Raw genomic sequence first — 12,026 nt, 5'->3', positions numbered from 1 at the left:
CCCACATGACGTCTGGCTATATTTTGCAACCAATCAGGAAAATCTATGCAACTTTGCCCTTGGGTCAGGATTCCTTCGTGGTACAATACTGGAGACTCAATGAGTGTGAAACATGTGGAGGTGAGGACGGTCTATTTACCACGGGAGAAAAGCAAGCAATTCGAAGCAACTGTGAAACATGTTCAAGCCACACAATCTGCGATAAATGCGTCTGGTGCGGCTGTACTCATTATCCACCAGGACAAAGTTGTTCGAGAAGAATACTTCGGGTATCAATCGAGTGAACCCAACTCAAGGCCAATTCAAGAGGATACCCAGTTTCATGTAGCATCCGTACGTAAGAGCTACATTGGATTTGCAGTTAGCTACTCTCTTTATCACGGATACATATCATCAATTGATGACCTGGTATCGGATTATCTGGAAACCTATGACCGAAAGCTCTTGCGCGATACAACCATCAGGCATTTGTTGACGCACACCCATGGCCTCAGAATGAACCACGGGGAGGCGCAGCGAGAGTTTCCGGCAGGTGAAAGTTGGGCTTACCGAGGCATTGGCATTGACATGCTGTGCAACATCGTCCGTAAAACCTCCGGTAAAACGGTGGCACAGATCCTCTCCCAAGAGGTCTTTGAACCGATGAAACTTGAGCAAACAGGGTGGTACAACCAACCCACAGACAATTTAGTGAGTGTCTTGGGAAAGACGGATGAGGGAGGGTGGTCTGATGCTGAAAGCATTGCCGGCGATAAATCCAACATGTATGTCTCAGCCCAGGACTTAGCTTATTGGGGATATCTTCATATGAAAGGGGGAGACATTGGCGAAAAGAATGCCGTGCCAGGACGAATTATTCATACAGCCACATCCCTTCAAAGCCCAGCACTCAAAAACCGTGAGTTACCTCAAAACGGGTTTCTCTGGTTTGTGAAAGCACACCCGGCACGGCAGCATGAAATCGGAGATGTCGTACCTGCGGGATCGTACCAAATTCTCGGCTACTCAACGGTCACGTTGCTGGTCATCCCGAAGTATGACACGGTGGCCGTTCGCATGTTTAACAGGTGGGGGTCTCCACCTGGATATGACTATCTGTCGGACGTTCGCAGTTTCGGGGATACGGTGGCGCGCTCTTTTAAATAGGCCTTTATCCAAGGAAGCGCCTGTCTGTTACGAGACCAGCCTGTTTCATGTGTTTCACACACTTTAATACGAAGAGGTGACGCAACTGAGAATTGAAAAGAATGAGTTTGTTGTGCGGGACCTTAGCTACGTGATTCGATCTGCAGAAGAGAAGGATGCTCCAGCGCTGTCTGCACTTCGGTTGCAGGTTGACGGAGAAACGGAGAACCTGGACAGAGAATCCGGAGAAGACTTTATGGACGCCCAGAGGTTTAAGAAGGTCATTCAGACCGATACAGATAAATCACGAAATCTATTCTTGGTTGCCAGCACTCGTGAACGTCTTATAGGCTTTTCGAGATGCGAAGGGAACTATTTACAGCGATTCGCCCATAAAGTGGAGTTTGGCGTGGCAGTACTAAGACCATTCTGGGGATATGGAATCGGCACGAATCTTCTGAATCGGTGTGTAGCATGGGCTGACACGAACGGGATCCGGAAAATGACACTAACTGTTCTGGAGACGAACATACGAGCGATTGCCTTATATGAGCACGCTGGATTTGTTAGGGAAGGAACACTGATAAACGACAAGTTGCTTTCCGACGGTGACTACCACAATACGGTAGTGATGGGCAGATGGGATACACAGAGGATGATCGGCGCCAAGCGCTAGTGTGACTGGAAGTCCTTAGGTAGATGTATGCCGAGTCTGTGACCGTCACCTGACTCATCAACCCGCTTCTCGGGGTCCATCACTTCCCCTTGAACTGTCTGTTGCAGCGCTTTGAGTGCATCAGGATGCACACCGCCGAAGGTGAGCGCCAATCCCATCAGCATTCCTGCACCGTGTCTGCGAAAGCGCTTTGTTCGCAGCTTCGATTTTCGATAGTGCCGCTTGCTTAGCATGATGTCCTCCTCGTTACCGAACTCGTTGGAGATTGAGGATACTGCGATAGCGTTGAGAAATGTTACGATACTAGACTAGACGGATCTAAGTCTCTCACAAAACGATCGACCTGGTAGCACCTGAATAGCACGGCAAATCATGATGAATTCGAAAGGAACTGGGGAAGTGGATACTGCAATTCATATATTTCCATATTTTGCAAATCTACATAGCATTCATCTGTTCCGAAAACAGTACGACCCGCTTGCCAATCTCATTTCGCCGCATATTACTTTGGTTTTTCCTTTTAAAAATAGTATTACGGATGAAAACCTGAAGCGCCATGTCATACAGTGCACATCCAAACAAAAACCGTTTCACATCATGCTGCGCGGAGTCTCAGGCGCCGATGAAGTGTACTTGTTCCTCAACGTAAAAACTGGTAACGACCAGATTATAGCACTGCATGACGAATTATATACAGGCATCCTGGCGGAGCACTTAAATCGCAGGTATACATATACACCGCATTTAACCATCGGACGAATTGAGGATGAGCTCACATTTAGCGGCGCTTTAAGGAATACTGCAGCTTGGGATGAAACGTTTACAACGACAGTCCGTGAAGTTGTGGTTGAACACATTGATGAACATCACAAATCAACGGCTGCGTTTAGAGTCCCATTATTAGGCTAAGACAGCGGAATAGAGATGACAACCGATGGTAAACAGATGAATCGCAGACAGACATGACAATTTACTCGAGTTTAACGGAGACTTTGAGCATTAGTTTTTTATGGGTTTTGTTAACATAATATATATTATCGGACGTTATCAAGATTATCCTTGACGCCAACTTCCTGGTTCCTCAAATGCTGAACATGTACCAGTGGTCAAATCCCCTTAGCGATCCCTCTTCCTTCTTTCAACTCATTTCATGCATCATAAAGGAGACATGAATATCAGATGCCGTAATCAAACGAAGCTTGGATGTTCACAAAATCGCGAATCAGTGCAAAGACTTTTCATAGCGAAAGAACATTTCTCCATTTTCGTCGACGCCAACGAACGTCCTTATAAATCCGTATTTCTCAAAAAGTTTAATAGATGGAGTGTTATAGGAAAACACCTTATGTGCAATGAGTGTATTCCAACCAAGCGTTATCGCGTCCTCAATCAGCAGTTCTAGCACCCGACTGCCAATGCCGCGATTCCGGTATCTATTGTCACCAATCACAATGGGTATTAAGTCCTTACAGAGAGCAGCATCGCCAACCGGGACCCACTTCCCCTCGAAGACCTCAATGATATAGACTGTTCCCTTCTCAGACAGCCACCTGTACATGTTTTCAATCCGGTGCTTGGAAAACGGCGGCACCTTAGCGCCTTCAGAAAAGTAGAGCACCTCTGGATTTGCATACCAGGAAGCAGCAGTCTCAACGTCGCCGGGTAAAGCTAAATGACGCAGTTTGACGGGTGGCGTGACGCATGGCTGTTGCGATTCTGCCGTCTCCGTTCTGGGTGTAGCAACACCCGGTTTGGAAACGTCCGATAAAGTCATAAGCTCTCCCCCCCTCTTGAATTTGAGCTATCGTTTCACCGCACAAAATCCGGAATGTCTATCTCATACATATTACCATTTCACAGAAACTTCTCTAGTTGGTTTTGAATGCGTCTCGGAGTACCTGCTTTGGTGCCTGAAAGCCCCCTCCAGCGTCACCTTTCACAGATGCAACTTTGGCACAACAACAGCACCACATGTCATTTCATAGAACTCAATGGGACCGGCATTTTTGATGACGGCATAATCATAGCCGAGCTTTTGCATTTCGGCTAGACTGCGCAACAGCAATGCTCGTCCAATACCGCTTTGTCGAGACTCTATAGATGTCCCCATAGGTCCAAACGTTCCTTTCTTCCCTCGAACAACGTCGTAACAGGCAAATCCTCTCACTCGACTGTCGATAGCTATAAATATAGGAACAGTCGTTTGACGCAACCCATACGAGACCTGTTTCACCCACCGTTCTCCAAATTCCTGACTTACAAACTCGAAGAGTGCTTTTGAGTCCGCGGGTTGTGCGCGGCGTATGACTGTATTTCCCAGACGTGAATCCTTCTCTGTAAATCCTCGAAGGTGTACCACCATGTCTCTGGGTGAACAAACAGTGTGTAATACTTCTTCCTTCGTCATGCCTGTCGTCGAATACTCAAGCAAAGACACAATTTCGTCCAATTCAAGGAGTCCGCTACAAATATCCCCTTCTGTAATAACAGTTTGACGGTATGACTCTCGAAGTTCGTCGGCTCTTCTTACTAGCGACACAACCTTTTGCGATACGGGCAAGTTAAACGGGAGCATTGAGACTGTATCCTCATCCGATGCTTGTCTGTGCCGTTGCAGTTCCAGCTTACTCAAATCGAAATCAGCATTTAAAAATAACTCCCCCAACACTCCGGTCCGCTCATATAAACCGCCGACGAACAAGTCAATAGGAAGCACTACATTGGGTCTGGAATCTGGTAACGTACGCTCTGCTAAAGAAATGAGGCGTTGAGCTCTTAAACTCATCTGTAACACAGGCCCTATCCCTCCACCCTGCATATCAATCACACATCCCATCCCAGGCTGGTTCCTCACCTGAATCGCTACCACCGTGCGAACATATTATTCAACCTGTTCAGTTTTCCAACTCTGGTGTATTGCGGACTGTGCCTGCGCCCAACGAGTCGGTATCGTCTTCTTCTGCAGTTCGAACAAATGGCCACGCGTGTGCACGCCCAATGATGGCAATTACAGCAGGCGTGTAGAAGCCAAGCATGAGCAGGGTGTACAGAAACAAGCCAATTACGACCGATAGGCCAATCTCCGTCAGCGTCGACATGCCTGTCGCAATCATCGAACCAAACGTACCTGCCATGATGAGGGCGGCAGAGAAGACCACATTCCCCATGGCACGCATGGAATGGCGCATGGCGCTGACTGGTCCACGGCCCGCACGATATTCTTCGTCAAAGCGCGAGGTCAGGAAGATGCTGTAGTCCACCCCTAAAGCAACCAGCAGCAGAAACGCGAAGAACGGAACCGCCCAGTTGACGCCGGGCTGATGCAGCATATGGATGGCGATATTTTGGATGATGCCCATAGTCACAAAGTACGTGGCCGCCAGAGACATCAGCGTAAAAAGCGGTGTCAGAACTGATTGCAACAAAATCGCCAATAGAATGAAAATCGCGATAAAGACAATGCTCATGGTTCGAACAAAATCCTGGCTCGACAGCTGATTCATATTGGCCTGAGTTCCAGTTGTTCCACCGATGTACACGGTCCCATGTCCCACGGGGCTCGCAGCCAATGCCATTTGGACTGCCTGTCGCAAAGGCGTCATCGTGCGTATGGCTGCCATGGAATAGGGGTTGTCTTTGAGTACGACTGTAAACTTTGCGATGTGACCGTCCGTCGAGATGTACGAATTCATCGCCTGCTGAAGGCTCTTGTTGCTGCTCAGAGTACTTTGCGGGATATAGAAACCTGGATTGCTCGCAACCCTCGACTGATGCAGAAAGCGCTGCACCTTAGTCAGGCCCGACTGCATCTTTGCAGTGCCCGCAGCAGCCTGACCGAGACCTGAAACTTCGCTGCCTGTGGCCGTTTTGATTTTCCCAATACCGTTCGTTACCTGCTTGCTGCCAGATGCTAATTGATTTGCGCCTGACGCAAGTTGACTGGCACCCTGCGAAAACTGCGTGGCGCCCCCTGCCAATTTACTTGCGCCAGTTTCCAAACCTGCCATGCCTTGTGCAGCCTGCTTAGCACCGGCGGCCAGCTTGGTACTGGCTGCGGCAGATGCATTTGTACCTGTACTAAGTCCTTTTGCAAGCCCCTGAATCTGTTGCCAAGATGGCGATTGGGTACTCGCGGGGTGCTGCTTTGCCCAGGCTGCAATGGCATTTGCCAACGCCCCTGCGGTGCCGGCGAGTTTTTGATCTGTTGCGGCGAGTTGTGATGTCCCTGACGACAACGACGATACGCCGGCCTGCACTTTTGAAATGCCGTTCGCCAGGCCTTGGGCACCGGTTCCTAGTTTTTGGCTGTTGGTCGCTAGTCCAGAAGCTCCCTTCGCGAGGCTGTTGATCCCGGAAGTGACCTTTGAAGACCCATTTTGTAATTGTCCAATTTGCGACACACCGTTTTGACCCTGATTGCCCGAAAGCTGTGATGAAAGCTTGGATAGACCACCGGATATCTGTTTCAGTCCACTGGACGCCTGATCGTTTTGATACGCCAACTCAAAGCCCTGTATCACCTTACCGACAGGCTGAGTCGCACTATCCACCTCTTTTACACCAGGGACGGCGGCCAAATTCCTTGAGATTTGCTGAATACTGTCCATACCCTTCGAAGTCCGCAGATTGGCAGTGGTTTTCACAACAATCGTCGTTGGCATCACCTGCCCCTGACCAAAAGCCTTGGCCACCACGTTGAATCCTTTGACTGAAGTCGAGTTTGAAATATCCGTCATGGGGTTAAACGTCCGAACGTTGGAAAAAAGCAGTCCTACTGGGACAAGGATGACCGCCAGGATGAGTAAGACTGTCCACGGTCGTCTGATCGAAACTCCGCTGGTCCAGTTCCAAATTCTCGAAGGGCGGTGACTGCTTCCCGGTTTGGGTTGCAGCGGCCAATACAGCGCCCTCCCCATCAGACTCATGACTGCAGGAACCAGTGTCACGCAGTTAAGAAGTGTGATGAAAATCCCAATGGAGATGCCTACCGCCGAACGGTACAATCCAAAGTGGGCAAAGTACAAGACAGCGAAGGAGATGAGGACCGTGAGGGCACTAAAAACCACAGTCTTGGAGATTCCCCTGAGAGCGGCGGTCAGCGCTTCTTCATTGTCATGGGTACGGGTCAGTTCTTCACGAAATCGATTCATCATAATCATCGTGTAGTCCGTTCCAGCCCCCATCAAGATGGCAATTAGAAAGGTCTGCGTAAAGGTTGAAACAGGAAGTCCGTGCTGCGCTGCCCAGGCCACGAGACCTGAGGATACAACATAGGAGAGGCCAATGGCGATTAACGTGAGCAAGGGTGCCAGCAGAGAACGAAAAACGATGAGCAGAATTGTCAAGACCAGTATCACAGTAACAACTGCCGTCTTTTGAGCAGCATCGAGGCTTCCGTGAAGAGCATCTTCCTGGATAGGGACGTTCCCCGTAAAATATACTTTCGCGCCTGAAGGTACATTAGAAAACGACGCGTACAGGTGTTTCAAGGTATGGTTAATCGTGGGGTCTGTAATGCCCTGAGACAGCCCGATAACGGCAATTTCAGTTGTGTTGTCCTTGCTGGTGAACTTGCTTGCGACACTGCTCGGCGAATTTGACACATCTTGCATGTAGGTAATATGGAACGATGACGCTTGGTTCTGCAGGTCTTGAACTCTTTGGGCTAAATAACCCCGATCTTGGTTAGTCAGTCCATGTGAATTCCGGATGGCAACCACGACGGTGCTCTGTGACTTGTGCTTCGTGTCAATCTGGTTAGCCAACTTTCCTGCGACGACGCTCTCAGCACTGTTCGGAAGGTAGGTCTGACTTTGTCGGGAAACCACAGTCTGCAGGTTCGGCAGGTATAGTACTGCGGCTGCTACCACAGCGATCCACAGAATCACAATGAGCCACTTAAACTTGTTGACAATGTGTGCATATCTGGACAGCAAAACTTCCACACTCCTTTTCATCCCACAATAAGCTCCAACACTGCAGCCAACGCCTCTACGATGATGACGGCTGCACACTTCACATCTGTATCTTTATATTTATCTTTATATTGAAGATAAAATCGAATATAAAATCCGGAGATTCTGGTAAATCCTACATTAAGTCGTTCAGGCTGCGCATGGTATCCTTCATCAAAGCCAAGCCTTCGGCTGTACGGTCTCCCCGAGTTTTTCCACCAACCGTTTCCACTCGGTTCGACGGTAACTGGCCACCTGCTGTACCAGTTCAACGCCACTCGGTGTCAGCCGAAACCAGTGAATTCGGCCATCTTCGGTATCGTTATAACGGGCAATCAAGCCTTTCTCTATGAGCCTTTTGGTCAGACTGGTCACGGGTCCGGACGTAATGCCGAGCATCGAACCAATCGTTGAAGCCGTACAGGGGCCCTGCGCGTGCAGGTGACGCAGCAGGAATTCTTGGACTCTTGTAATCTCCGTTCCAGGCACAACACGGATAAAGTGCAAGAGCCTAGACGCGACGGTCGGCAAAATGTCGTCCAACTGCGCCGCCAATTCGTCCGCAGTGGGTTTCGAGTTATCGCGGTTTGCGTCGGCCGTTCCTAATGGTAAAGTCTCTGCTTGACCCGCTTTTGGCCTTCCGGGATGTTTCTTTACATTCGTCATACGCTTCACCCGAACGCAGTATACCACTAAATATCTTTATGCGGAAGATATTTAGTGGTATAACGTCTACCTTAACCGCAGCCTTGTGTCCACTATGTGCAGGAAGCGGATATATGTGTCATAATATCTTTGTCCATGACGATTGTCTGGCAGACATATCCACGTCTTAAGGAGTATGCAGATATTCAAAGGAGGGTTCATCTTGCCAAAGAAGGTCTTGATTCTTACTGGAGATGCCGTGGAAGCCCTGGAAGTGTATTATCCTTTCTATCGCCTGCTTGAAGAAAATATCTCTGCTGTGATAGCCGCTCCTTCAAAAAAGACTTTGCACACTGTAGTCCACGACTTCGAAGATTGGGATACGTATACCGAGAAACCAGGCTATCAATTAGAGGCCAATGTAGCCTATGAAGAAGTCAATCCAGAGGAGTTTGATGCGCTGATTATTCCTGGCGGACGCGCTCCGGAATATATACGGCTGAACAGGGATGTTCCGAGGATTATTGGACACTTCTTCGACACAAACAAACCCGTCGGCGCTATCTGCCACGCGGCTCAGGTTTTGGAGACTGTTGCGCCAAAACTACAAGGCAGGAGCATGACTGCTTACATTGCATGCAAACCCTCCGTAGAATTAATGGGCGCCAGGTACATTGATGAAACGCTCCACGTTGACGGTAACCTTGTGTCTGGACACGCCTGGCCTGATTTACCTGGCTTTATGCGTGAATTCCTTAAACTTCTAAACTCTTAAATTTCAACACAAGACCTGAAGTCAATTGCACTACAGGGCTTGGTTATAAACGTGAGGGACGCCAACTTTTCATCAAAATTCCAAAATGCGTCCCTCTTTTCAATTATCCTTCTTGCTGTTCGTGTACCCGTACATCATCGTGGTTCGGCTGGGGCCGCATCCGGTTTTTGGGATATGAACAGCCCTCATCCTAGACCTATCCTTCATGTGAATACGGTAACAGTTTCTCGCGGTACGCCTCAGGAACTCTCGACGGTTTTTGCTCATCATAATCAAAGTGGACGAGCACAGCCACGCCTTCGAATACCAATGTACCTGTCTCTTCGTCATACATCTCTGAGGTCACGTCGAAGCTTGAATTGCCCCATCGTGAAACCCAAGACTCTATTTTGAGCGTCTGTGGATAAAAGGTCTGAGCTCGAAAATGAACTTGCGCTGAAGCAATAATCAACGGAATTGTACCCGCGTCATTCGCCACTACAGTTTGGAGAAAATCAATGCGCGACTCCTCCATATAGGTAAAATAGCGAGAATTGTTAACATGCCCCAACATATCTGTGTCACTAAATCGTACAGGTATTTTTGTTATGTGCTTCATTTGCTGTCTCCTTGCAATGCCTTGTCGCCATATCAAGGCTGATTCTAACGCTTTGTCGTCCACTGCGACCACAATGACATTATGTCACTTCATAGTCTCTCTCGCAAATTGATATTTTCCAGAAGGAACGCACAGATAACTTTAATTGGCGCTCCCGTGAAGGTGATATCCTAAAAACAGCAACACACTATCAATGACGTATCTCGACATAGAAGTATTATCTCGGACATCGAAGCCGTGTTGCCCGTCTTTATGATTTACAACCGTGATGGGCAGATTGCGTGCAAAACACTTTGCTGTGAAATCGTCGATTGACTGATTGATGACTTCGTTGTCTCGGCCTGCCCGCACCACCATCATTGGCGGAACTTCCTCTGAAGGCCTGTCGTGAAGGGCCCAAATTGGTGAATAGTGGCGTGCCTCAGATGAAGATATCTCTCCTTGCAACTCGTCGATGTGAGTTAGATTCATGAGCGTATACAAAGCAGCGACGGCTTTAAATCTTAGAACGCGTTCTTGCAGTGCAACAGAAAGTGCCGCCGGTCCGCCCGCAGAGCAAACCCAGAGAGCAAGTCGCTCTGTGTCTACACCAAAGTCTTCGGCATGCTTTGACATGTGTTCAAAAAAGTCATTGACATCACCGGAGGCCGTCTTAAGCTCAGTGAATCCCGCACTGGGCCTTCTGGTAAACGTAATGCCAACTATGCCCGCTGACGCAGCAAGTTGTCCCCAGCCTGTATACTGTCCCCAGTCTTTGGCGTTGTACAGCACTTCCCAGGGCGCTTCACCGTGCGCAAAAATCACTGCAGGTAAAAGTGATGTGCCATCATAGTGCGCTGGGTAGTATAAATCAAATTTTAGTTCCGTATCCTCAGCCGTTTTGTAGACAAGATTTCTGCGTACCGGGCAAGACTCCATACCTTCCCGTCGTACGACAACGTGCTGCTCGTCCATAGATCATCCACCTTGTTGTTTGGTTGTTCCCTATCTCATTCTGCTCTCACTGCTCTCATTCTGCGTTTGCTGGAATAGCACCTGCTTGTTTACTTATGTATTTGCAAAAATCCCGCTTTCTGCATCCTTGGTCAAGACTTCTGCCGCCCCCTGCGTGATGAGCACTGTGTGTTCAAAATGGGCACTATAACTATTATCAACGGTAGCATCGGTCCATCCGTTGGATTGTCTGACCATAAATGGCGAACCAAGGCTCATGATGGGCTCGATAGCCAGAACCATTCCGGCGTGAAGCCGCTGACCGAATCCATCGGGACCATAATTCGGGATGGACGGAGATTCATGCAGTTCAGTGCCAACGCCATGACCAAAAACCTGCCGTACTGCCCTATAGTTAGTACCGGAGATTTTGCGATGAATTGCGCCCGAAATGTCTGAACACCGATTGCCAGGCTTAGCATGGGCGATTCCCGCCCACAAAGCTCTTTTATTGTTTTTCAACAAGGCCACAAGTGCAGGATGCCCTCTATCGACAATATAGGTTTGGGCGCAATCTGTGTGAAGTCCTTGATACGACACCGCGATGTCTATCTTGACAATGTCGCCTGAACGAAGAATAGCTGTACCGGGAACACCATGACCTACTTCTTCATTTCTCGAGACACAAATGTGACCTGGGAATCCCTCGGCTATAATTGAGGAGATGACCCCAGTTTTCCGCATCAGTTCGCCAGCAAACTCGTCAATCTCTGCCGTCGAAATCCCAGGACGCAGCACATTGTATATACGCCTGTGAATGGCTGCGTTAATAGCACCGCATGTGCGCAGTTTCTCAATGTCACCCTCCTGATATACCATGGACCATGATACCTCCCCCACAGCAGTGTATTGCAAAGTCCCCATAAGGTCTGTAAATAGGTCTGTAAACCAGCCTATGTAGCCCTGCTCACTCTGTGCTTATCCCGCTCAAGGGGCTGTTGCAGCCCCATTGCTTGAGAGCGGGATCTACAGAACACACCTACATCCCATTCACCATGCTCCACATGCGCATTTGGTGCCAGCGGTTTTGAGGGTCAATTCTTTGACCCACCAACCATTTAACAGCGTGCGCTCGCTGGGCAGGCGTCAGACGGACATTCAAAGCGCCGGATAAGTGGTCTACCATAGCGCCAACCCCGTCCGGCGTGGCAAGGTCATACCTTGAATAACCGCGTAGTATCGTATACGTACGCCTCCAATACATTGGATTGGCGATTCGTCCTCGGAACGTATCAAGAAGTCTCGGATCTAGCATTTCAC

13 protein-coding genes are annotated in these 12,026 nt (G+C 48.9%); 4 read left to right on the top strand and 9 right to left on the bottom strand.

The features are described 5' to 3' along the window. Positions 1 to 105: 105 nt before the first annotated feature. Both GI364_RS11875 and GI364_RS11870 read left to right on the top strand, forming a co-directional pair. On the top strand, positions 106 to 1,146 hold the full coding sequence (locus GI364_RS11875; protein ID WP_233096116.1) for a serine hydrolase domain-containing protein: 1,041 nt from the start codon (positions 106 to 108) through the stop codon (positions 1,144 to 1,146). Between the two features lie 85 nt (positions 1,147 to 1,231). Further along, on the top strand, positions 1,232 to 1,801 hold the full coding sequence (locus GI364_RS11870; RefSeq protein ID WP_198853977.1) for a GNAT family N-acetyltransferase: 570 nt from the start codon (positions 1,232 to 1,234) through the stop codon (positions 1,799 to 1,801). Here the strand turns inward: GI364_RS11870 and GI364_RS11865 are convergent. Further along, positions 1,798 to 2,034 (bottom strand): hypothetical protein, encoded by a 237-nt coding sequence (locus GI364_RS11865; RefSeq protein WP_198853757.1) that lies wholly within the window; start codon positions 2,032 to 2,034, stop codon positions 1,798 to 1,800. The genes GI364_RS11870 and GI364_RS11865 overlap by 4 nt on opposite strands. Before the next feature lie 139 nt (positions 2,035 to 2,173). Between GI364_RS11865 and GI364_RS11860 the strand changes: the two genes are divergently transcribed. Continuing rightward, the gene (locus GI364_RS11860) at positions 2,174 to 2,710 is read left to right on the top strand and encodes a 2'-5' RNA ligase family protein (protein ID WP_198853756.1); all 537 of its coding nucleotides are present in this window, start codon (positions 2,174 to 2,176) and stop codon (positions 2,708 to 2,710) included. A 313-nt stretch (positions 2,711 to 3,023) separates the two neighbouring features. Here the strand turns inward: GI364_RS11860 and GI364_RS11855 are convergent, their stop codons facing one another. From GI364_RS11855 to GI364_RS11840, 4 genes are all read right to left on the bottom strand, one after another. Next, positions 3,024 to 3,575, bottom strand: a complete 552-nt coding sequence (locus GI364_RS11855) for a GNAT family N-acetyltransferase (protein ID WP_198853755.1) — start codon at positions 3,573 to 3,575, stop codon at positions 3,024 to 3,026. Between the two features lie 162 nt (positions 3,576 to 3,737). Next, entirely contained in the window at positions 3,738 to 4,595 is an 858-nt protein-coding gene (locus GI364_RS11850) for a GNAT family N-acetyltransferase (RefSeq protein WP_198853754.1), read from the bottom strand. Between the two features lie 100 nt (positions 4,596 to 4,695). Beyond that, complete coding sequence (locus GI364_RS11845; protein ID WP_198853753.1) at positions 4,696 to 7,758, bottom strand: MMPL family transporter; 3,063 nt, start codon at positions 7,756 to 7,758, stop codon at positions 4,696 to 4,698. 171 nt (positions 7,759 to 7,929) lie between these two features. Next, positions 7,930 to 8,421, bottom strand: coding sequence for a MarR family winged helix-turn-helix transcriptional regulator (locus tag GI364_RS11840; RefSeq protein ID WP_198853752.1), 492 nt, complete (start codon positions 8,419 to 8,421; stop codon positions 7,930 to 7,932). Between the two features lie 202 nt (positions 8,422 to 8,623). On the opposite strand from GI364_RS11840, the gene GI364_RS11835 reads away from it, so the two are divergent. Then, complete coding sequence (locus tag GI364_RS11835) at positions 8,624 to 9,175, top strand: DJ-1/PfpI family protein (protein ID WP_198853751.1); 552 nt, start codon at positions 8,624 to 8,626, stop codon at positions 9,173 to 9,175. Between the two features lie 196 nt (positions 9,176 to 9,371). On the opposite strand, the gene GI364_RS11830 is transcribed toward GI364_RS11835, so the two are convergent. From GI364_RS11830 to GI364_RS11815, 4 genes are all read right to left on the bottom strand, one after another. Beyond that, positions 9,372 to 9,773 (bottom strand): acyl-CoA thioesterase, encoded by a 402-nt coding sequence (locus GI364_RS11830; RefSeq protein ID WP_198853750.1) that lies wholly within the window; start codon positions 9,771 to 9,773, stop codon positions 9,372 to 9,374. A gap of 141 nt (positions 9,774 to 9,914) precedes the next feature. Continuing rightward, positions 9,915 to 10,727 carry an alpha/beta hydrolase gene (locus GI364_RS11825; RefSeq protein WP_198853749.1) on the bottom strand — a complete coding sequence of 271 codons (813 nt, stop codon included), beginning with the start codon at positions 10,725 to 10,727 and terminating at the stop codon, positions 9,915 to 9,917. Positions 10,728 to 10,820: 93 nt separating this feature from the next. Beyond that, complete coding sequence (gene map, locus GI364_RS11820; protein ID WP_198853748.1) at positions 10,821 to 11,585, bottom strand: type I methionyl aminopeptidase; 765 nt, start codon at positions 11,583 to 11,585, stop codon at positions 10,821 to 10,823. Positions 11,586 to 11,745: 160 nt separating this feature from the next. Continuing rightward, entirely contained in the window at positions 11,746 to 12,021 is a 276-nt protein-coding gene (locus GI364_RS11815; RefSeq protein ID WP_198853747.1) for a hypothetical protein, read from the bottom strand. Positions 12,022 to 12,026 lie beyond the last annotated feature (5 nt).

Origin of the sequence: Alicyclobacillus sp. SO9, from assembly GCF_016406125.1 — a bacterium.
Classification (GTDB): domain Bacteria; phylum Bacillota; class Bacilli; order Alicyclobacillales; family Alicyclobacillaceae; genus SO9.
The sequence above is the reverse complement of the archived record's forward strand: the minus strand, read 5'-3'. Positions and strand labels throughout refer to the sequence as shown.